Source organism: Sphingomonas sp. 35-24ZXX (genome assembly GCF_000786215.1).
Classification (GTDB): Bacteria; Pseudomonadota; Alphaproteobacteria; order Sphingomonadales; family Sphingomonadaceae; genus Blastomonas.
On sequence record NZ_JROG01000001.1, the window covers coordinates 366,715 to 392,627 of the forward strand.

General features: G+C 64.5%; 24 protein-coding genes and 1 other RNA gene. 8 read left to right on the top strand and 17 right to left on the bottom strand.

Annotated elements, in window-relative coordinates:
- Positions 1 to 55 precede the first annotated feature (55 nt).
- Positions 56 to 526 (top strand): ATP-dependent zinc protease family protein, encoded by a 471-nt coding sequence (locus tag LI72_RS01710; protein WP_052129388.1) that lies wholly within the window; start codon positions 56 to 58, stop codon positions 524 to 526.
- A 10-nt stretch (positions 527 to 536) separates the two neighbouring features.
- Positions 537 to 1,442 carry a 30S ribosomal protein S6--L-glutamate ligase gene (rimK, locus tag LI72_RS01715; RefSeq protein ID WP_033924112.1) on the top strand — a complete coding sequence of 302 codons (906 nt, stop codon included), beginning with the start codon at positions 537 to 539 and terminating at the stop codon, positions 1,440 to 1,442.
- Positions 1,443 to 1,481: 39 nt separating this feature from the next.
- Here the strand turns inward: rimK and LI72_RS01720 are convergent, their stop codons facing one another.
- The 4 genes from LI72_RS01720 to LI72_RS01735 are packed head-to-tail and all read right to left on the bottom strand — an operon-like array spanning position 1,482 to position 4,150.
- Complete coding sequence (locus LI72_RS01720) at positions 1,482 to 1,997, bottom strand: NUDIX hydrolase (RefSeq protein ID WP_033924113.1); 516 nt, start codon at positions 1,995 to 1,997, stop codon at positions 1,482 to 1,484.
- A 41-nt stretch (positions 1,998 to 2,038) separates the two neighbouring features.
- Entirely contained in the window at positions 2,039 to 2,722 is a 684-nt protein-coding gene (locus LI72_RS01725; protein ID WP_033924330.1) for a TPM domain-containing protein, read from the bottom strand.
- A 19-nt stretch (positions 2,723 to 2,741) separates the two neighbouring features.
- Positions 2,742 to 3,563, bottom strand: a complete 822-nt coding sequence (locus LI72_RS01730; RefSeq protein ID WP_156139431.1) for a TPM domain-containing protein — start codon at positions 3,561 to 3,563, stop codon at positions 2,742 to 2,744.
- Complete coding sequence (locus LI72_RS01735) at positions 3,560 to 4,150, bottom strand: LemA family protein (RefSeq protein ID WP_197051759.1); 591 nt, start codon at positions 4,148 to 4,150, stop codon at positions 3,560 to 3,562. The genes LI72_RS01730 and LI72_RS01735 overlap by 4 nt, the downstream gene beginning before the upstream one ends.
- Positions 4,151 to 4,311: 161 nt before the next feature.
- On the opposite strand from LI72_RS01735, the gene mscL reads away from it, so the two are divergent.
- Both mscL and ssrA read left to right on the top strand, forming a co-directional pair.
- On the top strand, positions 4,312 to 4,737 hold the full coding sequence (mscL, locus tag LI72_RS01740; protein WP_033924115.1) for a large conductance mechanosensitive channel protein MscL: 426 nt from the start codon (positions 4,312 to 4,314) through the stop codon (positions 4,735 to 4,737).
- Between the two features lie 74 nt (positions 4,738 to 4,811).
- Positions 4,812 to 5,175, top strand: a transfer-messenger RNA (tmRNA) gene (gene ssrA / locus LI72_RS19305).
- 88 nt (positions 5,176 to 5,263) lie between these two features.
- On the opposite strand, the gene LI72_RS01745 is transcribed toward ssrA, so the two are convergent.
- The 4 genes from LI72_RS01745 to LI72_RS01760 all read right to left on the bottom strand — a co-directional run bounded on the left by LI72_RS01745 (position 5,264) and on the right by LI72_RS01760 (position 9,076).
- Complete coding sequence (locus LI72_RS01745; protein WP_033924116.1) at positions 5,264 to 5,491, bottom strand: hypothetical protein; 228 nt, start codon at positions 5,489 to 5,491, stop codon at positions 5,264 to 5,266.
- A gap of 90 nt (positions 5,492 to 5,581) precedes the next feature.
- The gene (locus LI72_RS01750; protein WP_033924332.1) at positions 5,582 to 6,832 is read right to left on the bottom strand and encodes an N-succinylarginine dihydrolase; all 1,251 of its coding nucleotides are present in this window, start codon (positions 6,830 to 6,832) and stop codon (positions 5,582 to 5,584) included.
- Between the two features lie 16 nt (positions 6,833 to 6,848).
- Positions 6,849 to 7,859: an arginine N-succinyltransferase gene (locus LI72_RS01755; protein WP_033924117.1), complete on the bottom strand. Its 1,011-nt coding sequence runs from the start codon at positions 7,857 to 7,859 to the stop codon at positions 6,849 to 6,851.
- Positions 7,856 to 9,076: a hydrolase gene (locus LI72_RS01760; protein ID WP_033924118.1), complete on the bottom strand. Its 1,221-nt coding sequence runs from the start codon at positions 9,074 to 9,076 to the stop codon at positions 7,856 to 7,858. Before LI72_RS01760 ends, LI72_RS01755 begins: the two co-directional genes overlap by 4 nt.
- A gap of 173 nt (positions 9,077 to 9,249) precedes the next feature.
- Between LI72_RS01760 and LI72_RS01765 the strand changes: the two genes are divergently transcribed.
- The gene (locus tag LI72_RS01765; RefSeq protein WP_033924119.1) at positions 9,250 to 11,352 is read left to right on the top strand and encodes a malate synthase G; all 2,103 of its coding nucleotides are present in this window, start codon (positions 9,250 to 9,252) and stop codon (positions 11,350 to 11,352) included.
- Between the two features lie 111 nt (positions 11,353 to 11,463).
- Here LI72_RS01765 and LI72_RS01770 read toward each other — a convergent pair whose 3' ends face one another.
- The 3 genes from LI72_RS01770 to LI72_RS01780 form a co-directional block, all read right to left on the bottom strand.
- Positions 11,464 to 12,294, bottom strand: a complete 831-nt coding sequence (locus tag LI72_RS01770; RefSeq protein WP_033924120.1) for an alpha/beta fold hydrolase — start codon at positions 12,292 to 12,294, stop codon at positions 11,464 to 11,466.
- 69 nt (positions 12,295 to 12,363) lie between these two features.
- Positions 12,364 to 14,070, bottom strand: coding sequence for a PHA/PHB synthase family protein (locus tag LI72_RS01775; protein ID WP_033924121.1), 1,707 nt, complete (start codon positions 14,068 to 14,070; stop codon positions 12,364 to 12,366).
- Positions 14,071 to 14,185: 115 nt separating this feature from the next.
- Complete coding sequence (locus LI72_RS01780; protein ID WP_033924122.1) at positions 14,186 to 14,473, bottom strand: 4a-hydroxytetrahydrobiopterin dehydratase; 288 nt, start codon at positions 14,471 to 14,473, stop codon at positions 14,186 to 14,188.
- 53 nt (positions 14,474 to 14,526) lie between these two features.
- Between LI72_RS01780 and ccmA the strand changes: the two genes are divergently transcribed.
- On the top strand, positions 14,527 to 15,174 hold the full coding sequence (ccmA, locus tag LI72_RS01785) for a heme ABC exporter ATP-binding protein CcmA (RefSeq protein WP_052129389.1): 648 nt from the start codon (positions 14,527 to 14,529) through the stop codon (positions 15,172 to 15,174).
- Positions 15,171 to 15,842 carry a heme exporter protein CcmB gene (locus tag LI72_RS01790; RefSeq protein ID WP_052129390.1) on the top strand — a complete coding sequence of 224 codons (672 nt, stop codon included), beginning with the start codon at positions 15,171 to 15,173 and terminating at the stop codon, positions 15,840 to 15,842. The genes ccmA and LI72_RS01790 overlap by 4 nt, the downstream gene beginning before the upstream one ends.
- 11 nt (positions 15,843 to 15,853) lie before the next feature.
- On the opposite strand, the gene LI72_RS01795 is transcribed toward LI72_RS01790, so the two are convergent.
- The gene (locus LI72_RS01795) at positions 15,854 to 16,585 is read right to left on the bottom strand and encodes an extensin-like domain-containing protein (protein ID WP_033924123.1); all 732 of its coding nucleotides are present in this window, start codon (positions 16,583 to 16,585) and stop codon (positions 15,854 to 15,856) included.
- A gap of 124 nt (positions 16,586 to 16,709) precedes the next feature.
- Here LI72_RS01795 and LI72_RS01800 point away from each other — a divergent pair, with 124 nt between their 5' ends.
- Positions 16,710 to 17,144, top strand: a complete 435-nt coding sequence (locus LI72_RS01800; protein WP_033924124.1) for a hypothetical protein — start codon at positions 16,710 to 16,712, stop codon at positions 17,142 to 17,144.
- 7 nt (positions 17,145 to 17,151) lie between these two features.
- Here LI72_RS01800 and LI72_RS01805 read toward each other — a convergent pair whose 3' ends face one another.
- From LI72_RS01805 to LI72_RS01825, 5 genes are all read right to left on the bottom strand, one after another.
- The gene (locus LI72_RS01805; protein WP_052129391.1) at positions 17,152 to 19,425 is read right to left on the bottom strand and encodes a TonB-dependent receptor; all 2,274 of its coding nucleotides are present in this window, start codon (positions 19,423 to 19,425) and stop codon (positions 17,152 to 17,154) included.
- 202 nt (positions 19,426 to 19,627) lie between these two features.
- Positions 19,628 to 21,016 (bottom strand): glutamate--cysteine ligase, encoded by a 1,389-nt coding sequence (locus LI72_RS01810; protein ID WP_033924126.1) that lies wholly within the window; start codon positions 21,014 to 21,016, stop codon positions 19,628 to 19,630.
- Between the two features lie 103 nt (positions 21,017 to 21,119).
- On the bottom strand, positions 21,120 to 21,881 hold the full coding sequence (locus LI72_RS01815; protein ID WP_033924127.1) for a 16S rRNA (uracil(1498)-N(3))-methyltransferase: 762 nt from the start codon (positions 21,879 to 21,881) through the stop codon (positions 21,120 to 21,122).
- Positions 21,882 to 21,914: 33 nt separating this feature from the next.
- On the bottom strand, positions 21,915 to 25,172 hold the full coding sequence (locus LI72_RS01820) for a CHAT domain-containing protein (RefSeq protein ID WP_081984517.1): 3,258 nt from the start codon (positions 25,170 to 25,172) through the stop codon (positions 21,915 to 21,917).
- A gap of 467 nt (positions 25,173 to 25,639) precedes the next feature.
- On the bottom strand, positions 25,640 to 25,861 hold the full coding sequence (locus tag LI72_RS01825; protein WP_033924129.1) for a hypothetical protein: 222 nt from the start codon (positions 25,859 to 25,861) through the stop codon (positions 25,640 to 25,642).
- Positions 25,862 to 25,913: the final 52 nt, after the last annotated feature.

A 25,913-nucleotide genomic window follows, 5' to 3' on the forward strand; every position in this document is an offset into this window, starting at 1 on the left:
ACTGCTCGCCGCATCCCTGTTGCATTGTCCGCGCGGCCTGCTAACGGGCGCGGCGATGCCCCGGTCTTCACGCACAACAAGAGCAGACCGGGGGCCGATCGATATCGGCTGGGTCGAGTGCGTCGACCTGCCCGACCTTGGCCTGGCGAAGATCCGGGCCAAGATCGATACGGGTGCTGCGACATCCTCTATCCACGCGACGCGGGTGAAGCCGCTGTTGATCGACGGTCAGTTGATCGTCGAATTCTGGTTCCGGGCCCATCGGGGGGAGCCGGCGCGCAAATACCGCGCGCCTGGCGTGGAGCAGCGCCACATTAAAAGCTCCAATGGAGCTATCGAACTACGCTATGTCATAGAAACGACGATGATGCTTGGTAGCGTGCGCTGGAAGGGGCACATGACCTTGGCCAATCGCAACACCATGACCTTTCCCCTTTTGATCGGCCGCCGTGCGCTGAGACGCGGTTTCCGCGTGGATTGCACGCGCAAATGGGTGCTGGGCCTCCCCGAGGAAACCGACCGATGAAGACCCCCTCATGAAAATCGCGATGCTGGCGCGCAATCCCAATCTCTACTCGCACCGGCGCCTTTGCGAGGCCGCCCGGGAGCGGGGTCACGAGATCGACATTCTCAATACCCTGCGAGTGACCATGAACATCACCTCGCACCGCCCGGGCGCGCAGTATCACGGGCTGCCGATCGGCGGCTATGACGCAGTGATTCCGCGCATCGGCGCGTCGATCACGCAATATGGCCTGGCGGTGCTGCGCCAGTTCGAGATGATGGGCGTGTGGTCACTGAACGAAAGTGTCGCGATCGGGCGTTCGCGCGACAAGCTGCGCTCGATGCAGATCTTCGCCAAGCATGGGCTGGGCCTGCCGGTCACCGCCTTTGCGCACGATCCGCGTCAGACCGACGAGGTGCTCAAGATTGTCGGCGGCGCGCCGGTGGTCATCAAGCTGCTGGAAGGCACGCAGGGCATCGGCGTGGTACTGGGTGAGACCGAGAAGTCCGCCAAGTCGGTGATCGAGGCGTTTCGCGGCGCGAACGTGAACATCCTGGTGCAGGAATTCATCAAGGAAGCCGATGGCAGTGACATCCGCATCTTCGTGATCGGCGGCAAGGTGGTCGCGTCGATGATGCGCACCGGGGCCAAGGGCGATTTCCGCTCGAACCTGCACCGCGGCGGCAGCGCCAAGGCAATCAAGATCACGCCGGAGGAACGCTCAACCGCGGTCCGTGCGGCCAAGGTCATGGGGCTGAACGTGGCGGGTGTCGATATCCTGCGGTCGAATCATGGCCCGGTGATCATGGAGGTCAACAGTTCGCCTGGGCTGGAAGGCATCGAGAATGCCACCGGCAAGAACATCGCCGGGATGATCATCGATTTCATCGAGGGCAACTGCAAGGCTGGCGCGACCAAGACCAAGGGCAAGGGATAAGCTTCGCCCCCAGGCGGGGCTCAGGCCGGGGCAGGGGGCTCAGGCCAGCATCCCTGCGCCCAGCAGCAACAGCAGTTTGACGTCCATGCCGCAGCCTTGCGCGCGCTTCTCCGCAACAAAGGCGCTCAGATCGGCGAGGGGGACGACATGGACAACGATATCCTCGTCCTCGACCCCACCGCCCTGGTGCACGCGCTCCAAATCATGCGCACGCATCAGGTGGAAGGATTCGCTGACCATGCCGGGCGAGGAATAGAACTGGCCGAGGTTTTCGATGCGCCCAGCGCGAAAGCCGGTTTCCTCCTCCAGCTCGCGCGCTGCCGCCAGTTCGGGCGCTTCATCGCTGCTGCCGTCGCCGATCAGGCCTGCGGGGAGTTCAAGGCAGGTGCGGCCCAGCGGCACGCGAAACTGCTCGACCAGTACCACCGCCCCGTCATGGACCGCCAGGATCACCGCCGCGCTGATGCCCCGGCTGCGCGAGACATATTCCCATTTGCCGCGCGTCTTGGCGGTGATGAACCGACCCTGCCAGACGATTTCTTCGGGTTCGGTCATGGGTATGTCCTGTCATTGCGGCGCACGCAGAGCCGGCAAGCCTAGAGCTCGATCAGCCGATCGGGCAATTCGTTGGGGTTGTCGCCCGTCTTGGGGAAATGCTCCGCCAGCACCTTACCAACATCGCGCACCGCTGCTGCCATGCCGGCGCCTGGCCGGCCTGCGCGCAGTTCGACGATCATGTCGGCCATCGCCTCTCCCCAGACATCAGGGCTGACCTTGGCGGCGATCGCGCTGTCGGCGACGATCTCGGCGCGGTGCTCGGCCATCGACAGATAGATCAGCACCCCGGTCAGGCCCATCGTGCGCTTTTCGGCACTGACCTTGAACAGGTTGATTGCCCGCGCCCGCACGCGCATCTGCTTGACTGCAGAGGGGGTGAGGGCCAGCCTGAGCGGCTTCCAGCCCACCAGCAGCCGCACCGCGGCAAACTTGGCGGCCAGCACCAGCATGATGATGGTGAGATATTCGCCCGGGGTGTAGACATGCTCCCATCCGCCGGTGAAGGTCGACAGCAATCCATCGAAATATTCGGGGAAGACCGCCATGCAGGCCAGCGCCAGGAAGATCGCCGCAACCGCCCAGTAGATCGGCGTCTCGCGATAATCGTCGGACTGGCCCGCGATGACCGTAACGATCTCGCCATCGGTGTGCTGCTCGACCTCGGCTACGGCCGCAGTAACGATGCAGTGCTCGTCCGGGGTGACTGTTTCGACCTTGCTCATGCCCGTTTCACCATTGGCCTCACCATCCGCCCGAGGAGCCGCCGCCGCCGAAGCTGCCGCCACCGCCACCAAAGCCGCCGCCACCGCCGAAGCCGCCGCCGCCACCCCAGGAGGACCCGGACGATCCGCCCCAGGTGGTGATGCCGCCAATGCCGGCGCCGCGATAGCGCGATCCTTTGCCCCGCGCGCTCAGCATGGGCACGATGAAGAAGAACAGGATGATCAGGCCCCAGAAGATGAACAGGCCGATGCCGTCGCCATCCTGGCTGACGCGGATTTCCTCTTCCATCTTCTTGGCATAGGCGCGTGCCTCTTCGTCCGGCAGCGTCAGCTGGGTGACGATCGCATCGGTGCCCACGGCAATACCGCCCGGGAAATCCTTGTCGCGAAAGCGCGGCAGGATGTCCTGCTGGATGATGTTGCTGGTCAGCGCATCGGTCAGCACGCCCTCAAGGCCATAGCCGACCTCGATGCGCACCTTGCGCTCGTTGGGCGCGACGATCAGCAGCGCGCCATTGTCCTTTTCCAGCGAGCCCTTTTCAGCCTGGCCGATGCCCCATTCGCGCCCCAGCTGATAGCCGTATTCCTCGATCTCATAGCCTTGCAGATCGGGCAGCGTGGCAATCACCAGCTGGCGGCTGGACTGCTTTTCCAGCGCTTCCAGCTTGGCGGTCAGCGCTGCCTCCTGCGCGGGATCGAGCAGGTTGGCGTTGTCGACCACGCGTCCGGTGAGCTTGGGGAAGGTCTGGGCGTGGGCAACCGTCCCCGACGCCGCTGCGATCAGCAGCAGCGCCAGGGTCAGTTTCTGCCACAGATGCCCGAAGGCGCGTTGCAGGCTCACTGGCCGAAATCGATCTTGGGTGCCTCCTCGGCGCCTTGCGTCGTGGCCTTGAACGGAACCAGCGGCTTGGCACCGTGGATCAGATTGGCACCGATCGAATCGGGGAAGGTGCGGATGGTGGTGTTATACTCGCGCACCGCCTCGTTATAATCGCGGCGGGCGACCGAGATGCGGTTCTCGGTGCCTTCAAGCTGGCTCATCAGCGTGGTGAAGTTCTGCTGGCTCTGCAGCTGCGGATAGGCTTCCACCACGGTGCGCAGCTGGCCCAAAGCCTGGGTCAGCTGGTTCTGCGCCTGATTGAATTTCTCGAAGGTTTCCGGATCGGACAGGTCTTCGGTGGTGATGTTGATCGCCGTCGCATTGGCACGCGCCTGCGTGACCTGGGTCAGGATCTTTTCCTCCGATGCCGCGCCAGCCTTCACGGTCGAGACCAGATTGGGCACCAGATCGGCACGCCGCTGATACTGGTTTTCGACATCGGCCCATTTGGCCTTAGCATTTTCTTCGGCCGTCGGAACGGAATTGATACCGCAGGCGGACAGCGCCAGGACAGCCAGCGGCAGCAGGGCATAACGGGTGATACGCATAGTCGACAAATTCCCTCCGGTTGATAACGCGCGACCGTTATATCGTGTTAACACGGCAACTCTGCAAGACCATGTTTTACATGTTGCACCTGCAAAGCGCTCGACATCTCCACGTCGTAGTCGATTATAGGGTCATATCGTGACAGCAAAAGGGGAAACACGTGTTCGCAGAGTTCAAGGCGTTTATTGCACGCGGCAATGTACTCGATCTGGCGGTGGCCGTGATCATTGGCGGGGCGTTCGCCACCATCACCACCTCGCTCACCGAAGACCTGATCATGCCGCTTGTCGGCGCGATCTTCGGCGGCGCAGATTTTTCCAGCTATTTCATCATGCTGGGCCCGGTGCCTGAGGGCTATGCCGGATCGCTCAGCGATTATGCCGCGCTCAAGAAGGCAGGGGTTCCACTGCTCGGCTATGGGCAGTTCATCACCGTGGTGATCAACTTCCTGATCCTGGCGTTCATCATCTTCCTGATGGTGCGGCAGGCCAACAAGCTGTTCAAGAAGCCCGAAGAGCCCGGCGCTCCCGCTGGCCCGAGCGAAGTCGAACTGCTCGCAGAAATCCGCGATCTGCTGAAGAAGTGAGGCTGCGTTCTCCCCTCCCGCCTGCGGGAGGGGAGAGGGAAGAAGAGAGGCCGGCAGAGCTTTTCTGCCCGCACTCACTTCCCATTCATCAATCCATCGCTATATGAGTTCCTGCCGGTTCGTCCGGCTATGACGATAAACTGCGGCGTGCAATAGGCACAGCGGACCCGGGGGCGGTACCCGGCGGCTCCACCATAATCTTCGTCCAAGCGGGGGGATCCTCGCGCAGGCGGGGCTTTTGATGGGGCCGAACTAGGATCGACGTGTGTTGAAAGACGTTGTTTTCGTCCGGGCTGAGTAACCCGTTAAAGGCTCAAACACGATAAGTGCCAATGACAATGACGCACTCGCCCTCGCTGCATAATTCAGCGGCCTAACGGCCAAGAGTTATCTAGCAAGAGCGCGGTTGAACCCACCGGGCAACAGAAGCGGAGTTCAGCGGTTTGGAGAGCACCGGGCAACAGAAGCTCTCCACTTGCCCTTCATTCGACATTGCTGAGCAAGCACCCGCAGCGCCCGCCAGGCGTCACTCGGGCCCGTACGCTTTCTGATAGTCGATGGCGTCGAGCATCTTCGCGCCGGCCATGAACACCGCGCCGGTGCAGGCCAGAAACAGCAGCCAGCCGCCAAATCCCGGATACTGATCGAGGTAGAGCTTGCCGCGTTCGCAAGCTCCCAGCGCCAGCGCATAGGTGATCAGAAACACCTCGAACTTGGTCTTGATCAGGAACAGCCGGCGGATCTTTTCAAACATGCCGTTTCTTCCGCAAGGGTTGTGCCAAGGGCGGATTTCCGCCGGTCAACATGGTGAAGAAAGGGTTAAGGTGTAAAGCCTGCCGACAGGTCATTCCAGCTCCGCGAGGCCAAGCGCGGCCAGCAGCGCAGCCCGGGCTTCGCGCACGGCAGCGACCAGCGCCGGGTCTGCCAGATCGGCAGGCGCGATCCGTTCGGGCCAATGCTTCGCGATCACCTGCTCGATCGTGTCCAGCCTTTCGGGCGTGGCGATGAAGCGTTGGTCGATCGTCGCGGGACCGGCTACCACGCGCAGCCGCAGGCAGGCCGGACCGCCGCCATTGGCCATCGACTGGCGAACATTCACCGGCACCAGCTGGCGGATCGGGCCATTGCCTGCGACCATCTGCTCGAGATAGCGCCACACGGCAGGCACCTCCTGCGCCTCGCTGGGCAACACCAGCGCCTGGCCGCCCGAAGGCAGCGTGACCAGCTGGGCGTTGAACAGATAGCTCTTGATCGCATCGGCAAGCGATACCGCGCTGGCCGGGACCTCGACGATCTGCACCGCGGGGAAGGCGGCACGGATCGCGGCATAGCTCGCCTCCCGATCCTCGAACGCCTGTTCGTGGGTAAACAGCACCGTTTCGTTGGCGACCGCGACCACGTCGTTGTGGAAGGCGCCCGCCGCGATCGCGGTTTCGCTCTGCTGGATCATCAGCACGCGGTCTGTCGCCAGCCCGTGCCGCCGGGCGATCGCCTTGCCCGCCTCGACATGCTGGCGCGCAGGGAAGGGGCCGCCGGCCTTGCCGTAGACGAAAATCTCGACGCCCGGCTGGTCGTGCCGCGGGCACAGCCGCATGTGATTGGCCGCGCCCTCGTCACCGAACGGGGCGGGGACGGGGCCGTGCACCGCGAAATGGCGCTGGTCGGCAAAGGCCAGCTGCAATTGCGCCAGCGTACCCGTCCATTCATGGCTGCGGTGGGGCATCGTCATCAGATTGGCCACCGTCAGATGGCAGCGGCCATCGGCGGTGTCGGGCGCAGGCGAAACCGTTGCGGCGTTCGCGGCCCACATCGACGAGGCGGAAAAGGCAGCGGCGCGCATGTGCGCTTCGGCGCTCGCGACATCACAGCCCAGGGCATCGAGCCATCCCGCATTGGGCCGGTCGAGCGGCATGAAATAGCCCTGGGGCAGCCCCAGCGCCATATTGCTGCGCATCTTGGCGACGCCCTGCAAGGCGGCTGCGCGCGGCTCGCTGACGGCGCCTGCGTTGTTGGCAGAGGCGATATTGCCCAGGCTCAATCCCGCATAATTGTGGCTGGGGCCGATGATTCCGTCGAAGTTGATTTCGGTCAGCATGTCGCTCTTCATTCTCTCAGCGTTCGATCCAGCGCACCGCATCACCCGGCGCGATTCCCAGCAATCCGGCAGCCTTGGCGTCCAGCGCAATCCCCTCGTCCGTGGGCGCGACATGGCCATAGGCGCAGCGGAAGTCCGCCAGCTTGCCCGATGCTACCAGCGAGAGCGCGCCGCCGTCGGCAAGCTCGCTGAGGACCGCATCGCGCGAGTTGCGGATCGAGTGGACCTGATCGGTCCGTGCGGTCATCGTCGGGCCGCCGTCGAAGATGTCGACATAATTCTCGTGCGCAAATCCTTCATTTTCCAGCATGCGCATCGCCGCACGGCCGCTGACATTGGGGCGGCCCAGCACGTGCCGCGCAGCATCGGAGAGCATCGCGACATAGACCGGATGCTTGGGCATCAGATCGGCGATGAACTGGTTGCCGTGCAGCGCATTGAACGTGTCCGCCTCATCGAAGCTCATGCCGAAGAACCGCCCGGCGATGCTGTCCCAGAACGGCGAATCGCCTGCCTCGTCGATCACGCCGCGCAGTTCGGCAAGGATGCGGTCGGTGAAGCGCGCGCGGTGCATCGCGATGAACAGATAGCGGCTGCGGGCGAGCAGCATGCCAAGGCCGCCTGCGCGCTCGCCAGGGTGCAGGAACAGCCCGCCGACTTCGCACGATCCCTCAAGATCGGTCACCAGGCTCAGGATTTCGGCGCGAAATGTCTGCGCGAGTTCAGCGCTGTGCTGGGTGAGCGTGCTGAGCCGGTAGGAATAGAACGGCCATTTCTGCCCGACGCGGGTGAGCAACTGGCAGGTGCCGCGAATCTCGCCGGTCTCGGTGTTTTCGAGCACCAGTACGAACAGCTCGTCCGACACGCTGTCGGCATCGCGCGTGAACGCTTCGGTCGAACGCACGAGCTTCGATTCGAGCGATTTGCGGTCGGCGGGCAGGTTGGTGAACCCCCCGCCGGTCAGCTTCGCCATCTCGTAGATCGGCTGCAGATCGCCTGGCGTCGCCGCCCGGATGACAAAACTCATAACCCCCTCTTTTCGGCAAGCCGCAATATGGTGAGCGCCGACAACCGGGCGCGTTCGGCCAGGCTGTCGGTGATCAGGAATTCGTCGGCGCTGTGGATCGCGCCGCCGCGCACACCCATGGTGTCGACCACCGGCACGCCGCAGGCCGCGATATTGTTGCCATCGCACACCCCGCCGGTGCCGCGCCAGGCAATATCGAGCCCCAATGCCGCTCCGCAGTCCTTGACCAGCCCGAACAGCTTTTGCGCGCCCGGATCAATCGGCTTGGGCGGACGGCCGAAGCTGCCGTGCACGTGCACCGAAACCTCGTGCTCGCGGGCGACAGCCTCGCCGATCTGGCGCAGCGCTTCATCGGCAAAGGCCTGCATTGCAAAACTTTGCGGGCGAAAGTTGACGCGCAGGATTGCATGATCGGGCACGACATTATTGGCGCTGCCGCCTTCGATCTTCGCCGGATTGACCGACAATCCGTCGCGGGTCAGCGCCTTCAGCCGCAGCGCGATGTCCGCCGCTGCGACCAGGGCATTGCGCCCTTCGTGCGGGTTGCGCCCGGCATGCGCCGATCGCCCGGTGACGATGACCGAAAAATTGCCCGATCCGCCGCGCTCGCCCGCCAAGGTGCCATCGGGCAGGGCGGGCTCATAGGTCAATGCTGCGGCCTTGCCCGCGGCCAGGCCGGCGATCAGCGGTGCAGACGAGCCCGAACCGACCTCTTCGTCCGAATTGATCAGCACGTCGTACCCGATCGTGGCGGCGAGCGGCGATGTCTCCACCGCGCGCAGCGCCGCCAGCATCACCGCGATGCCACCCTTCATGTCCGCGACGCCGGGGCCGTTCAGCACGCCCGGCTCGAGCCAGCGCATGGTCTGAAAGCCGTGGTCGGCGGGGAACACGGTGTCCATATGGCCGGTCAGCAGCAGGCGCAGCGGCGCATCGGGGCGTACCGACACGACGAGATGCTGGCCGCGTTCGATCGTGTCGACGCTGCCATCGGCGCGCACCGCTTCGACCGGCGCGCCATCCACCAGCCGGACTGTCCCGGGAAGCGCGGCGAAACCGTCTAAAAGCAGGGCGGCGGTGCGCGCCAGCCCGGCCAGATTGCCCGATCCGCTGTTGATCGCGGCCCAGGTTTCGACCTGGCTCAGCATTGCGGTCTGGTCGATGGTATCCAGGCAGGCGCGCTCGGATGCGGTCAGGCTGGCAGGGCTGGTCGTCATCCGCCAACCCATAGCCGGGTTGAACGCCCGCCGCCACCCGTTGCGACCAAAAGCGGATTTACTTTGAAACCTTGCCTTGCCATAGCCAGTGCTTCATTCCTCCCCGGAAAAGACCTTGCACCTCCCTGGCATGCTACGCCCGGGAGACTTGTAACAAGCAAAGAGGACCGGGAATGAGCGACACTATCCAGATCAACGGCATCAGCATCGATTCCGCGCTGCACGGCTTCATCACCGATTCGGTGCTGGCCCCGCTGGCGCTGGATGCGGACCGCTTCTGGGCGGATTTCGCCGCGCTGCTCGAGCGGTTCGTGCCTGTGAACCGCACGCTGCTGCAAAAGCGCGAGGAACTTCAGGCAAAGATCGATGACTGGCACCGCGCGCGCAAGGGCCAGCCATTGAACGCGATGGAATACCGCACCTTCCTCTACGATATCGGCTATCTGGTTACCGAGCCGCAGCCGTTTGCGATCGGCACCACCAATGTCGATCCCGAGATCGCGACGATGGCCGGCCCGCAGCTCGTGGTGCCGTCGCTCAACGACCGCTTCGTGCTCAACGCCGCCAATGCGCGCTGGGGCAGCCTGTACGATGCCTATTACGGCACCGATGCGCTCGACGCCGCGCCAGCCCAGCCGGGCGGTTATGATGCGGTGCGCGGTGCTGCGGTTGTCAAGGCCGCCAAGGCGTTCCTCGATGAGGCGGTGCCGCTCGCGAACGGAAGCTGGGCGGACTTTGCCGGCGGTGCACCTGCGCTCGCCGATCCGGTGCAGCTCGTCGGGACCAACGGCGCAAATCTGCTGCTGCGCCACAATGGCCTGCATATCGAGATCGTGATCGATCCGGCCAGCCCGATCGGCAAGGACGACCCCGCCGGCATCGCCGACGTGCTGCTCGAGGCCGCGCTGACGACGATCGTCGACATGGAAGATTCGGTCGCGGCGGTGGATGCCGAGGACAAGGTCACCGCCTATACCAACTGGCTGGGGCTGATGCGCGGCGACCTGCAGGCAAGCTTCCCCAAGGGCGGCAAGACGCTGACCCGAGCGCTGGAGGCGGACCGTGACTATACGGCGCCCGATGGCACGGCCTTCAGCCTGCCGGGCCGCAGCGTGCTGTTCGTGCGCAATGTCGGGCACCTGATGACCAATCCGGCGGTGCTGCTGGCCGATGGAACCGAAGCGCCCGAGGGCATTCTCGATGCGGTGTTCACCAGCGCGATCGGTTGCCACGACATCAAGGGCCTGGGCCGTTTCCGCAACAGCCGTGCAGGCTCGATCTATATCGTCAAGCCCAAGATGCACGGGCCCGAAGAGTGCGGCTTCACCAACGCGTTGTTCGATGCGGTCGAAGACATGCTGGGCCTGGCGCGGCACACGATCAAGGTCGGCGTGATGGACGAGGAGCGGCGCACTTCGGCCAACCTTGCCGCTTGCATCCATGCGGTGAAGGACCGGATCGTGTTCATCAACACCGGCTTCCTTGATCGCACCGGCGACGAGATTCACACCTCGATGCAGGCTGGCCCGATGGTTCGCAAGGGCGACATGAAGACCTCGGACTGGATCAAGTCGTACGAGGCGCGCAATGTCGGGATCGGCCTGAAATGCGGGCTCGATGGCAAGGCGCAGATCGGCAAGGGCATGTGGGCCGCGCCCGACATGATGGCCGACATGATGGAACAGAAGATCGGTCACCCGCTGACCGGCGCCAACACCGCCTGGGTGCCTTCGCCCACCGCCGCGACGCTGCATGCGATGCACTATCACAAGGTCGATGTCTTCGCCCGCCGCGCCGAAATCGCGAGCCAGCCGGTGCCGACGCTCGAACCGCTGCTCAATGTGCCGCTGGCCGCCGGGCAGAACTGGTCGCCCGAGGATATCCGCGCCGAGCTCGACAACAACGCGCAAGGCATCCTTGGCTATGTCGTGCGCTGGGTCGATCAGGGCATCGGCTGTTCCAAGGTGCCCGACATCCATGACGTCGGTCTGATGGAAGACCGCGCGACGCTGCGCATTTCCTCCCAGGCGCTGGCCAATTGGCTGCTGCACGGCGTGTGCACTGCCGAAGAGGTTGATGCGGCTTTGCTGCGGATGGCGGCAAAGGTCGATGCGCAGAATGCGGGCGACCCGTTGTACCGTCCGATGGCGAGCGATCCCGAAGGATCGCTGGCGTTCCAGGCGGCACGCGATCTGGTGTTCAAGGGCGTCGAGCAGCCCAGCGGCTATACCGAGCCTTTGCTGCATGCCTATCGCCAGAAGGTGAAGGCTGGCTGAGCTTTACGAAGACTCCATCGTCATTCCCGCGAACGCGGGAATCCCGCTTTCGTGCCATCGTTGGCTAAGAAGCGAAACCCCCGCGTGCGCGGGAGTGACGGGAAAGAGATGTCAATCGCTCACGGCATCTAGATGCGCGCGGATCGCGGCGAGGCTTTCGTCGAGATGGCTGAGCAGGAACAGGTGGCCGCCATCATCGATCACCTTGAGCTCTGCATTGGGGATCAGGGTCTTGAGGATATGCCCGTTGGCGACCGGCACAATCTGGTCGTCGCCGCCCATCAGGATCAGCGTCGGCTTGCCGAGGAAGGGCAGGAAGGGGGCGCTTGTCCAGCCGATCATTGCCAGCAGCTGGTAGAAATAGCCCATCTTGGACGGCGGGGTGATCCGGCCGGTGTGGCCGGTCGCGCCTTCGGTCGACCCGCCATAGAGCGTCGCGAAATGCTTCTCCATGTAGCTGGGGTCGATATAACGGCGCGGGTCGGCCATCTTGCTGAGCGCCGAGATATTGCCGGGGATCATGAACATGCCCGCGGTGGTCGCGGCCAGCACCAGCCGGTTGACGCTGCCCGAATGCTGGAGCGCAAAATGCTGCGCCATCGCACCACCCCAGCTCACCCCCATCACATCGACGGTCTCGACCCCGAACCGGTCGAGCAGCAGCCATGCGATCCGCGACATCAGGAACGCGTTATAGGGCACCTTGGGGTCGGGTGAGCCGCCGACGCCGGGCATGTCGAAGGTGATGAACGGGCGTTCCTCGAGCAGTTTGGCAAACGGGGCGACCGCTTCCATGTTCGCGCCGATGCCGTTGAAGAACAGCAGCGGCGGCTTGGTCAGCCCCTCGTCAAAGCGCCAGCGCGCCACGCGCAGGGTGCGGCCGTCGGCCACCTCCATGGTGATGTCCGGGCCGTTGGAGGCGGGCTTGGGTTTGCTGGCCAAAGGGTATTCCTGTCGTTCGATGTCAGATGTGCCGCAATCCTCTCCGATGCGGGGGGAATTGGCAAGCGCTCACTCCAGTACATACAGACCCGGCGCAGGTTCCAGCGCAGGGTGCTTCTTGCTGCCGGTGGACGCAGGCGCCGCCTGCTTGTCGCCCGACCGCGCCTGCAGCCATTCCATCCAGTACGGCCACCAGCTGCCCTTGACCTCTTCGGCCTTGGCGAGCCAGTCATCGACATCCGCCGGGGTCTTGCCCGCCTTGGTGGGGGTGTTGCCCTTCATGCGGAAATATTTGGCCTTGGGGTTGGTCGGTGGGTTGAGGATCGCCTGCATGTGCCCCGATTGCGAGAGAATGAAGTCGACGTTCTTCGAGCCGAACAGCTGGGTCGAGCGATAGCATGCGCGCCAGGGCGTGATGTGATCGGTCACCCCGCCCAGGATGAACAGGTCGTTGGTCACCTTGGACAGGTCGATCTTGTGGTCGACCATCTCGACCTCGCCGTGCTTCGTGAACGCCAGTGTCTCGAAGATGGTGAGGAAGTCGCCCATCAGGCTGGCCGACAGGTTGGTGGCATCGGCATTCCAGAACAGCACATCGAACGCCGGCGGATCCTCACCCATCAGATAGTTGTTGATGACATAGTTCCAGATCAGGTCGTTTGGCCGCAACCAGGCGAAGCCGCGCGACAGGTCGCTGCCCTTGATCACGCCCTTCCGCGCCGCGCGCTGCTTGGCGAGCGCCAGACCATTGTCGCTCATCAGCGATCCCGCTTCGATATCGGTCTGCTTGGGATGGAGCACGCACACCATCAGCGTGACCGCGCCGATACGATCGTCGCCCGAAGCCCGCAGCTTGGAAAGCAGCATGGCGAGCGTCTGCCCGCCCGAGCAGCCGCCCGAGACATTCACCTTCTTCGACTTCGTGATATCGCACACCACATCGATCGCGCGGGTGCACGCGGCGATGTAATCCGCCATTGCCCAGGCGCCATGCTCCTTCTGCGGGTTGCGCCACGAGATGACGAAGGTCTGGATGCCGTTGTCGACCTGCCATTTGACCACCGATTTCTCGGGCGACAGATCGTTGATGTACATCTTGTTGATCTGCGGCGGGATGGTCAGTTGCGGGATGGCATAGACCTCATCCGTCGTCGGCGCGTAATGCACCAGCTCCATGATCTCGTCGCGATAGACGACATTTCCCTTCGAAGTCGCGACATTCTCGCCGATGGTGAACGGCTTCTTGTCGACCTGGCTGACCATGCCGTCGTTGTAGACCATGTCGTTATAGGCGTTCTTCAACCCCTTGAGCAGCGACAGGCCGCCGGAATCGACGATGCGCTTCTGCGCCATCGGATTGCCCAGCAAGGTGTTGGTGGGGGCGAGCGCATCGATGATGATCGCGGAGATGAAATTGGCGCGGTCGCGTTCCAGCGCATCGAGCTCGAGCTCGTCGATCCAGGTCTTCATGCCCTTTTGGACGGCCATGTAATATTGGGCCCCGGCGCGGAAGAACGGATTGAACCGCCACGCCGGGTCCATGAAGCGCTTGTCCTTGGGGTCGGGCGACAGCTCCGACTGGCCCATCATGATCTTGACGACATCTTCCGAAAACGCCTGCGCGTGGCGCATGGTCCGGGCAGGGTCACTGGCGGTCTCGCGCAGCAGAAGCCCGATCGCGCCTACGAAATCCTCCCGTGCCAGCCCCATCAGCGGCCCCAGTGCGGTGGTGTGCTGCGCTGCTTCCTCGACCAGATTCGGGGTGTCGTCTGCCATAAGCTCTCTCTCCAGATCGGCTTGCCGCCCCGTTCATGCAGGGTCGGTCAGGCGCGTACCGTATAGCGAGCAGGCCGCCTGCACAATGGCCGCCGAAAGGCGCCCTGTGCAGGGTTCAGATCAGCGCGTCGATCTGGGTCGCAAGGTCGATATCGCGCTGCGAAAGCCCGCCCGCATCGTGCGTGGTCAGCAGGATCTCGACGCGGTTGTAGACGTTCGACCATTCGGGATGGTGATCGGCCTTTTCCGCCAGAATCGCGACCCGGGTCATGAAGCCGAAGGCGGCGACGAAATCAGTGAACTTGAAGGTCCGGACCAGGCCGTCGCGCACCGGTTCGTGCGTCCATTCTGGAAGCGCGCCCAGCGCGGTGGTGCGTTCGATATCGGTGAGTTTGGTCACCATGCCCCGTGTCTCCTCTTGGCAGCAGGCGGCAATTGCGCCTATCTGCGGTGCAGATGGCGCAAGATGCTGCACAAACCAAGGAATTTGAAGGCGGTGCGGCGTTGAGCTGCACGTCGCTTGCGTGCGTGCGCGGCGGCCGGATGCTGTTTCGCGGTGTGTCCTTTGCGCTGACCTCCGGAGAAGCGCTGCACGTGACCGGGCCCAATGGCATGGGTAAGTCCAGCCTGATCCGCGTCCTGGCCGGGCTGCTGCCGGCCTATGCAGGCAAGGTCGATGTGCAGGGACGCATGGCACTGGCGGATGAACGCGTGGCGCTTGACCAGGGCCAGCCACTGGCGCGCGCGCTGGCGCACTGGGCCCAGATCGACGGGACAGATGCCGACGATATTGCGCGTGCGCTGGCAGCGGTGGATCTGGCGCATCTGGCAGATGTGCCGGTGCGCTTTCTCTCGACCGGGCAGCGCAAGCGCGCACTGCTCGCGCGGATCCAGGTCTCGCGTGCCGCCGTCTGGCTGCTCGACGAGCCCGCCAACGGTCTTGATACCGCATCGATCGAGCGGCTGGGGGCGATGATCGCCGCGCACCGTGCCACCGGCGGCATCGTGCTCGCAGCCTCGCACCAGCCGCTGCCGATGCAGGGGGCGCAGATGCTGGCGCTGGCGGACTTTGCTGGCGCGGACCTCATGGCAGACGCCGAATGATCGCCGCGCTGCTGAAGCTGACCCGGCGCGAACTGGTGCTGGCTTTCGGTCTGGGGGGCGGCGCGCGCGGCTCTTCGGGCTTCATCATGCCGATCATCTTCTTTCTCGCGGTGGCGACGATCTATCCTTTCGCCGTCGGTCCTGATGCGCAGCTGCTGGGGCGCACCGGCGGCGGGGTGATCTGGGTCGCGGCGCTGCTCGCCAGCATCCTGCCGATCGACCGGCTGGTTCAGGCCGATCTCGACCAGGGCATGATCGATCAATATGTCGTGCGCGGGCTTTCCGAAGAGCTGATCGCGCTCGCCAAGACCATCGGCCATTGGCTGAGCTTCGGCCCGCCGCTGATGCTGGCCGCGGTGATTTCGGCCGGACTGCTGGGCCAGAGCGCCGAGCAGCTGATCATTGTCGAGATCGGCCTGGCCTGCGCGACGCCGGCACTCGCAGCGCTGGGGGTGATGATTGCGGCGCTGACCGCCGGGCTTCGCCATGGTGCGGCGCTGGGCGGGCTGCTGCTGCTGCCGCTTGCGGTGCCTCTGCTGATCTTCGGTGCAGGGAGCCTGGCCCCGGGAAGCCAGAACGGCCTGCTGCTGCTCGGCGCGACAAGCCTGTTGCTGACCGTCGTCTGCCCGATCGCTGCGGGTGCCGCGATCCGCGCCGGGCGCGAATAGCGCCGACCGCCTCAACGGCAGGCGCGCCAACCCATTGCACCACGATCCGCCAGATCGAGGTGCAGATGGTCGGCATGTGCCGCGTTGTAATCGGGCGAAAGCGTGGTCGAAAACAGCTCGCAGGCGCCATCGCGCACGCGCTTCAGGAACAGCGCCTTCTCGTCACCGCCAAACCAATCGCGCAGCACCGAAATCCGCCTGCCATCGGCGAGCAAGAAACCGCTGACGTCGAGCGCGTTGGCGGTGGCGTGCTCGCTCCAGGCGCCTTCGCTTCGACCATACATCCGGCGACAGGAATAGCTGCCAAAGGTTTCTATCTGCCTGACTTTCGCGCCCAAAATCTCCTGCGCCTCGGGCTGTACGACCTGCGTCTGCCAGATCAGCAGCCCGGTCGCCATCGGGCAGGACGGCGCGACGGAGGCGGGGGCGAGAGGGAGCAACGGCTGGCCCGACTGCGCGCGCACCGCATTCTCCACCCGGCACTGGTCAGCCCCGAAAGGCTCGGAAGGCGTGAATTCGAGCCCCGAGGTTGCGAGCAGCGCCAGGCACTGGTCACGGTCATCGCCGAGGGCAGCGATCTTGCGAGCGGTGGACATTCCGATCGGCTCGCTCAGCGACAATGGTGTCCAGGGCATGTCTTCGCGCCCGGGCTTCACCCAGGCGAACGCCACCAGCAGGGCAAAGGCCACAATCGCGAGCCAGACCAGCCGGCGCGCCCATCCGATGATGTTGGGAATACGCATATGATCATCCTAACGCTGCCGGGCGGGGATTGGATGCAGGCGTGGCATTACCGTCCAGGTAATTGTTTCGCATCGCCGAGCCAGGGTAGCTGGGTGTGATTGATGGCTGATGGGAGATATCGGGATGGACAGACAATGGCAGGCGCAGATGCAGATCTGGTGCGGCGCAGTGATCGTCTTCGGGCTGGTGCTGATGGGCGGGGCGTTCGATGCGACGAGCGCGGGCGTCTATGCGCTGTTCGGCATTCTCGATGGCCCCGGGCCAATCACCTGGGATCCGGTGCTGCGTTTCAGCCTCGCACTGATGGGCGCCGTGACATTGGGCTGGGGGGCAACCGTGCTGGCGGTGGTGCGCGCAACGGATGCCATGCCTCAGACGGCCGCCATAGCGATGTGGCGCGGGATCACGATCGCGATCCTGCTCTGGTATGTCGTCGACAGCGGTCTGTCCGTCGCCACCGGCTTCTGGCGCAATGCGCTGTCGAACACCGTGCTGATCGGCTGGTATCTGCTGCTCATGCGGCGGAGCGCAACCGATAGGGCTGCGTCCGCCGCTTGACCGCGGTTCAGAACCTGGTGCCGACCTCGATGCCGAAGATGCGCGGCTCGTTGACATAGGCGGTCAGGTTGTTGAAATCGATGCCGCCGGTAGCCGAGGTGTTGTTGGTGATGTTGCGGACAAAGGCTGCGACATCGATGCTGCCGTTGCTCGCGCGATAGCCAAAGCGCAGGCCACCCTCGATCAGGCTGTCGTCGCTGAACTCGACCGAGTCATACAGGAAGAACTGGATGCGCGAGCGATAGTACCAGTCGGTAAAGGCGTAGACTTCGCCATTGCCGACTGGAATGGCATAGCCTGCGGTCCAGTTGAGCGACCATTTCGGCGACTGCGGCAGCCGGTTGCCGTTGATCGAGAAGATGCCCGGACGGCCGGCGACGGCGGGGTCGAGCACGGTGCACGGCGAACCGCAACCGGCTACGCCGAGACCGGGCGACTGGATTTCGTTCTCGTTGTAGCCGATGCCGATGCTGAGATCGAGGCCGTCCGCGGGGCGCGCGGCCAGATCGGCCTCAAAGCCATAGCCTTCGACGTCATCGGCGTTGAGCAGCGAGGTCACGTTGCCGCCTCCGCCTACGGCCGTCAGCTGCAGGTCCTCGGTGTTGAAATAATAGCCGGTCAGGTTGAACCGCGCGAGGCCATCGAACAGCACCGTCTTGATGCCCGCTTCGTACGACATCGTCCGCTCGCTATCGGCGACCGAAAGCGAGCGGCCAAAGGCGAGCCGCCCCTGAATCGAAGGCGCACGGTAACCGCGGGCGGCACGTGCGAAGATGTTCACCGCATCGCTCGCGGCGTAGATGGCGCTCAGGTCCCAGGTCACGAGATCGGCATCGACGGCCGTCGTCAGCGTCGGGACCGGGCCGCCAAAGCTCAGGAAGCCCGGCCGGGTATCGATCGGCCGCGCGGCAGCGAAATTGCGCTCGTCATTGTTGTAGCGCGCGCCAGCCTGCAGCGTGAGGCCATTGTCGAACTTGTAGTTGATCGAGGCGAAGACGCCGAAGGAATCGGTCACTTGACGCTGCACCGCGACGGCTGCGGCGACGGTATCGGCCGGTGCGCCGTAATCGAGCGTGGTGATGTCCAGCTTCTCGTTGAAGAAGAACCCGCCGACCTGATAGCCAAGACCGGTCTCGTTGTTCGAGGCGAAGCGGATTTCCTGCGTGAACTGGTCCAGGCTGGGGACGTCGTCGCGGGTCTGCGCCGAGAACGGGATGACGCCGGGGCCCTGGCTCGGTGCAAAGGCATTGCCGAAGCCACCGTCGATGTCGCCGCGGCTCTTGAGGTTGCCGTTCCAATAGGATGTCACCGAGGTTAGCGTGACCGGGCCGAAGTCATAGTTGACCGTGAGGCCAGCGTTATAGGTGTTCAGTTCCTGGAAGTTCAGCCCGTCCGAACGGATCTGGTCGCGGCGGAAATCGCTGCCGGGCCCGGCGACGCCATTGAGGTCATTGCTGCCCTTCTGGAAGACATTGGCGCGGAACAGGATGGCCGAACCATCGAGAATGCGGACCTGTCCCACCAGCCGCGCGGTCAGCGGGCCATCTTCATACTGCAGCTGCAGGCGCCCGGCGAAATCGTCATAGCCGCCGAGGTCATCGCCCGGGCCGTTGTCGATATTGTCGACCCAATGGTCGCGGTGCTGGTAGAAGCCCGATGCGCGGATCGCAAAGCCGTTGCCGAGATCGGCGCCCAGCGCGCCCTCGAGCTGCAAGGTGTTGAACCGGGCGACGCTGGCCTTGGCATAGCCGCCGGTCGCGCCGGGCTTGACGGTATCGAACTTGACGATGCCCGCCGGGGTGTTGCGGCCGAACAGGGTGCCCTGCGGGCCGCGCAGAACCTCGATGCGATCGAGATCGAAAATCGGGAAGCCCTTGAGAATTGGGTTTTCCAGCACGACGTCGTCATAAACCAGGCTGACCGGCTGCGAGGCGTTGAGATCGAAATCGGTATTGCCCAAGCCGCGGATGTAGAAACGGGGGAAGGTGCGGCCGAACGAGCTTTCGATGTTGAGGTTGGGCACGCGGCCCGCGAGTCCGCGAATGTCGCCGCCACCGGCCTGCACCGCAGCCAGCGCATCGGCGCTCAGCGTCGAGATCGACAGCGGAACATCGCGCTGATCTTCGCTGCGCTTCTGCGCGGTCACGACGATCACCCCGATGCCACGCTCGGCATCGTCGGCGACCTGCTCCTGTGCCATGGCGGGCGATGCCAGGCTGACACCCAGCAGGGCGGTGGCGATGACGGCCAGGGAAGGCGAGGAAAAGGCGGTAAAGCGCATCGATTGAACTCCGGCAGGACCCATGAGGGAGAGAATCATCTGGCGACGACTCGATCATCCTGTCGCCCCTTGTCGCGCCATGCGAAGCGGGGGGTTGGTGGTCAAGCGACCACCAATGTTGCACTGCAATATCTTGCGGAGGTGTTGCTCTGGTGTGACGGTTTTGGGTCGATTACCCCAAAATTGAGCGTCAATCGACGTATCAGAACTGCATTTCGTCATAAATCCGGCTGAGGTCGCCGCCCCATTCGCCATGGTATTTGGCGAGCAGATCCTCGGCCGGCGTCCGCCCACGCGCGACAGTGTCGCGCAGCGGTTCGAGGAAGCCGGTCTCGTTGTCGCCGCTGGAGTTGGTGCGCGCGCGCGCGGCAAGGCCGGCTGAAGCGATGTCGAGAACCTCGGCGGCGATATCGAGCAGCTTGCCGCCGCCTGCGATCGGCGCATTGAGGCCCATCCTCGGCACGGAATCGCGCAGCGTCTGGCGTTCCTCGATGCTCCAGCCCTTGACCACATCCCACGCCGCATCGAGCGCGCCCTGATCGTAGAGCAGGCCGACCCACAGAGCAGGCAGCGCACAGATCTTGCTCCACGGGCCGCCATCGGCGCCGCGCATCTCGAGGAAGCTCTTGAGGCGAACCTCGGGGAAGGCGGTGGAAAGGTGATCGTTCCAGTCGCTGATTGTCGGGCGCTCGCCGGGCAGCGCGGGCAGCTTGCCGTTCAGGAAATCGCGGAAGCTCTGGCCTGCCGCATCGATGTACAACCCGTCGCGGAAGACAAAGTACATCGGCACATCGAGCATGTATTCGACATAGCGTTCGTAGCCGAACCCTTCCTCGAACACGAACGGCAGCATGCCGGTGCGGGCAGGGTCGGTGTCCGACCAGATGTGGCTGCGGTACGAAAGCATGCCGTTGGGCTTGCCTTCGGTGAACGGCGAATTGGCGAACAGCGCGGTCGCCAGCGGCTGCAGCGCCAGGCCGACGCGGAACTTCTTGGCCATGTCGGCCTCGCTCGCATAATCGAGGTTCACCTGGATCGTGCAGGTGCGCAGCATCATGTCGAGACCCATGCTGCCGACGCGCGGCATGTGATTGAGCATGATGCCATAGCGGCCCTTGGGCATGATCGGCAGTTCGGCGCGGGTCTTGTCCGGCCACATGCCCATGCCCAGGAACCCGGTATTGGTCTTTTCGCCCACGGCCTTGACCTGGGCCAGGTGGCGGCCGGTTTCGGCGCAGGTCTGGTGCAGGTTTTCGAGCGGTGCACCCGACAGTTCGAGCTGTCCGGCAGGCTCGAGGCTCACCGTGCCATCGGGGCCGCGCATCGCGATCACGTTGCTGCCGCCGTCAGCGGTCAGTTCCTCGACCGGCTCCCAGCCGAATTCGCGCAGCGACATCAGCAGGTCATGTATGCCGCCGGGTTCGCTGTAGCTGGGGGCGTGGAAATCGCTGCGGTTGAACACGAATTTCTCGTGCTCGGTACCGATCCGCCAATCGGCCTTGGGCTTCTCGCCCGCGCGCATCGGCTCGGCCAGCTCGGCGATGGAGGTGATCACGGGCTCGTGCTGGCCGGTGGAAGTACGTGTGCTCATCGGATGCGCCCTGAACCCTGGATTAGTCTGTTGTCGCTGGCTTTAGTTGCGCCTTGCAACCCAAGCCAGCCCTAAATGTGTAATGGGGTGAATAGCCGGTCTTTCAAGCGGCCCAATCGCCCGCGGCGGCCATCCAGACGGCGGTGGCGGCAATCGCGGCGGTCTCGGCGCGCAGGATGCGCGGACCCAGGGATACCGGCACAGCCGCAGGGTGCGCGGCGATGGCGGCATTTTCGGCATCGGTAAATCCGCCTTCGGGGCCGATCAGCACTCCCGCGGGCCCGATGTGACGCTGCAGCGCTTGCGCCAGCGATGCGCCGCCGCCTTCGTGCAGCCGTTCATCGGCAAAGAACAGGTGGCGGCCCTCTGGCCAGGCCTTCAGCAGCGCATCGAGCCGGGTGAGGGGAGCGATTTCGGGCAAGGCGGTACGCTCGCATTGCTCTGCCGCTTCGATCATCGTGCCGCGTAGCCGGTCATCCTTGACCTTGTCGACCACCGCACGGTCGGTCAGCACCGGGACGAAGCGCGCGACGCCGAGCTCGCAGGCCTTTTCGGCGAGGAAATCGAACCTGGCCTTCTTGATCGGCGCGGCGCACAGCCAGAAATCGGGGACAGCCTCGCGCGGGCGCAACAGGCTCTCGACCGTCAGCATCAGGTCGCGCTTCCCGCGCGCGCTCACCCGCGCCAGATATTCGCCGCTGACATCGTCGAACAGCTTGACCACTGCGCCTTCGGCTAGCCGCATGACATTGACCAGATAATGCGCTTGATTGCCCTCGATGCGCAGCGATGCGCCTTCGGCGAGCGGTGTTTCGACGAACAGGCGCGGGGCGGAGCGCGGGGGCCAGGCAGGGGTTGCGGTCATGCTGCGGGGATTAGCCCGCCGCGCCCCCGCCGTCTAGCGCGCCCCGTCGCCGATCAGCGTGAACGGTGCCCAGGCATTGGGGTGGGCAAGGGTATCGGACGCCGAGTCCTGGCTGGCATCGTTGCGGATCTCGCGCATCGCCTGGGCGAAGGCTTCGGCGCGCGACAAGCTGGGGTTGTCGCGCGCGATCTCTATGGTTCGTACCGTCATCTTTGCCGCGACGTCATCGCGCACCGGCCAGTGCGAGGCGAGCAGGTTGCGCGCCCCGGCATAGAAGAACGCGCGGGCGAGGCCCGACAGCCCGGGTGCGCCTTCGGACCCGTCCCCCGCTGCGGTGTTGCAGGCCGAGAGGATCACCCAATCGGCATCGAGCTTGAGCGCAGCAACTTCAGACGCGGTGAGCAACCCGTCATCGGCCTCGCTCGGCTTGGCGGGCGGGGTGAAGACCAGCCCGGGCTCGGCCGCGCCCTCGATCTCGCCCGCCATCAGCCCATGCGTCGCTAGTGCCAGAATGCGCGCATCGAAAAGCCTGGCCTTGCGGACGTTGGTCTCGGTCGCCTGCGCGCCGGTCATCACGCTTGCGGGGCTGGCACCGAGTGCGGTCCGCATGGCGGCCAGCTCGATCGCGGTGCCGGGCAGCCGCGCCATCTGCTTCAGCGCACCGACATCGACCACGCCGCCGCCCGAGCGCGTGGTGCCGGCCGCGAACACATCCGCTGCGGCCAGCCCCTGCGGCCTGGCGCGCCGGGGATCGCGGCCCTGGCCCTTGACGAATGCCCCGCGTCCGCCGCCACCGCGGACGGCAACGGCGCCATCGAGCACCGGATCGCCAAAGCCCATGAAGGGCTGCCGGCTCGCCGCACCGCGCTGGCCAGGTGCGGACGCCAGCTTGTCGCGCAGGAACTTCAGCGATTGCAGCGAGGGGATCTGGATCAGCGCATGCGCATCCCCGAACCATTTGGTTCCGCGCAGATTGGCGGGGTCGCCATCGGCCCCCTCGGGCTTTTCAGTAACCAGCATGCCGAACGGCAGCGACGAGAGCGATCCGGCCGCTGCGATGAAGACATGGCGCTTGCCCTCGAGCGTGCCCGCCACCGGCGCGATCAGCTGATCGTACAGCACGAACGCGCTTCTGCGATCGAACGGATAGGCGCCTTCGCCTTCGTTCGACCATTCGGCATCCTCCACCGCATCGACGGTGACGTTCGCGCCCACATCCCACAGCAGACGGCGGACGAGCAGATCGACCTCGCGCTTCTTCAGCGGCGACCGGTTCCAGTTCACCCCGCTGTCGGACACCGCAATGACATGCGTGCCGAAGGTTGCAGGCAGCACCAGCAGCAGCGCTTCATCGGGTCCCATCAGATCGATGACCTGCTTGCCATTGAGCGGGCGTGGCTGGACCAGATCGTAATATTGCGGAAAGCCGGCCTTCAGCTTGGTGTCGATCGCCGCGACCTGTGTCTCGATCGCGCCGCGCTCCCTGTCGATAGCCGCCAGCTTCTGCGGGCTGTCGGCCGCACCCGATGCGAGCACGAGATTGCGGTCGCTGCCGAGCGCGGCCCATCGGTCGGCGAGTTCGCGGCGCTGGCGGACGCTCTCGCCAAGGCCACCTGCCGCGTTCGCTGCGGCGCGCGCAGCCGATTCCGCCACCGCCTGGCCAGCGGGGCCATCCATCGCCTCCTGCGCGGCGACGATCGCAGAGACGAACATGTCGGCGCGGCGCTCGGGCAGCTTTTCGCCCAGCTGCCATGCGGCATCCATCAGCGTGGTGAAGTAGAACGCCTCGTTCTCGGTCGGGGCCTGGCCGTCGCGCGCGAGGCCGCGGGTCTTGCCAACGATGCCGCGCTGTTCGCGCAAGGACGCGACGGTCCGTTGCGCCATCGCCAGGGCCTCTTCCTCGCTGCCGGGTTGGCCGAGCAGGGCAATGTTCGAGTTGTTCATTGCCGCCAGCGTATAGGGATGGTTGCGGCCCAGCTGCCGCTGGAACGCCGGAACGATCTCGTCATACAATGGCTTGGCCTCGGCATAACGGCCCTGGAAGAACAGGCACAAGGCCAGATCGTTGAGGCTGTAGAGCCGCTGTGGGTGATTTTTGCCGAGCAGTTTGGTGCGCGCGGCCAGGGTCTTGCGGATCAGCGGTTCGGCCTCGGCAAAGCGCTGTTGGTACAGCAATGCCGCGCCCAGATTGCCCTCGTAGATCAAGGTCTGCTGGTCTTCTGGGCCGCGCACCACGCGCCCCAGTTCCAGAGCCTCGCGGTAGAGCGGTTCGGCCTTGTCGAACTGCGACTGGGCTTCATAGGTGCGCCCCAGATCGTTGAGCATGCCGATGCGCACCCTGGACTTCTCTCCAAAGGCCTTGGTCGACACATCGATCACGCGACGCTGCAGCTTTTCCGCTTCGTCAAAGCGCTGCTGGTCCTTGAGCACCACCGCAAGCCGGCCCATGGCGTTCAACGTGTCATAAGCCGCCTCGCCCTGAGTGCGCAGGAAATCGGCGACGGCTTCGGCCATCCACGGTTCGGCAGCAGCGTTCAGGCCCTGATCGGCAAACAGGCTGCCGATGCCGATCTTGGCGTAAATGGTATCTGCATCGTCTGCACCATCGAGTTCGCGGCGCAGCGCCAGCTCCTCGCGCAGCAGCGTCTCGGCCTCGCCAAACCGGCCCTGCATCATGAGGTTGGTGGCAAGGCCGTTCAGCGGTGGGAGGATGTAGCGGGTCTTGCGACCGAACAGCTTCTCCCAGCCGGCCACCGCCTGCCGGAACAGAGGCTCGGCTTCGCGGGTGCGGCCCATCGCATCGAGATTAACCGCAAGGTTGGTGGTCATCGAGACGCTGTTGCCATCATCCGGGCCGAACAGCCTGATCATCCCGTCGCGCGCTTCGCGGATCAGCGGGTCAGCATCGGCAAAGCGGCCCTGCTGGCGCAGGAGATCGGCTGCGAGGTTGATCGCGGCAAAGGTTTCGGGGGCATCGGGACCGCTCAAACGGCGTCGCTCGGTCACCAGAGTCTGAACCAGTCGCTGCGCGCCTGCAAGGTCGCCCGAACGGCGGAGCGCCATCACTTCGTCGGCCATCCTGGCCAGCCGGGCGTCATCGGCGCTCGCCGGCGCCTGAGGAGACGATGCGGGGGCTGCGGTCTGTGCGGCTGCTGCCAGCAGCGGTGCTTCGGCGACGAAGGACCAGGCAGGCACCACTGGCGAGGCCAGCAGCCATGCCGCGATCAAGGCCTGTGGCCGCGTCAGCGATGATGACGAGAAAAAAGGTGCAAAGCCCGAACCGGATCGCATCGACAGCCCCGTATGTCATCGGCCTTAACGTGCATCAGCACAGCCGACAGGTTGGAGCGACCCGAACGCGAACCTTGTGCGGATTTGCCGCGAAGGATGCAAGGGTCTTGCTGGCGAATTCGATGGAAGAAGGGGAGCCCACGGCGTCCCCAAACAATATAAGCCCGGGCGCGATGAGAAGGGGGGGAGGATCGCGCGCCCGGGCTCATGTTTGTTAGGACGACATTGGAGGGGGGGCTTGGTCTGTCGTCCTGAATTGAAAACCGCCTTGCGCAAATTTGGTTCCGCAAAAAAAATGCGGCGACAATATTTTTTTGCGCAGCTGCGATCCAAGGAGCGCTGCAAGGGATGGACTGGCGCGCTGGCGACGTCTCAACGCAGGCGGCAGGCACAAAAAAACGGGGCCCGAAGACCCCGTTTTCCTGATTGGGTTGGACCAGAGCGGTCCGACCTGAACCTGATCGAAATCAGGGGCTGGTCGGGGTGTCGCTGTCCTGGTCGGCAGCGATCACGATGCCGCCGATGACGGCAGCAGCAGCCACGATACCGATGATGATTCCGGTGCCGCCAGCAGCTTCGCTGTCTTCTTCAGTGGTCGCCGAAACGCGCTGGTTGACGGCCTGAGCCATAACCGGCGTCGCTACGACGGTGAGTGCGGCCAGAGCGGCCACTGCAAAACGATTCTTCATATTAACCTCCGTCACGTCTTTAGTTCGAAGCCTTAAATCATTGAAATTCAAG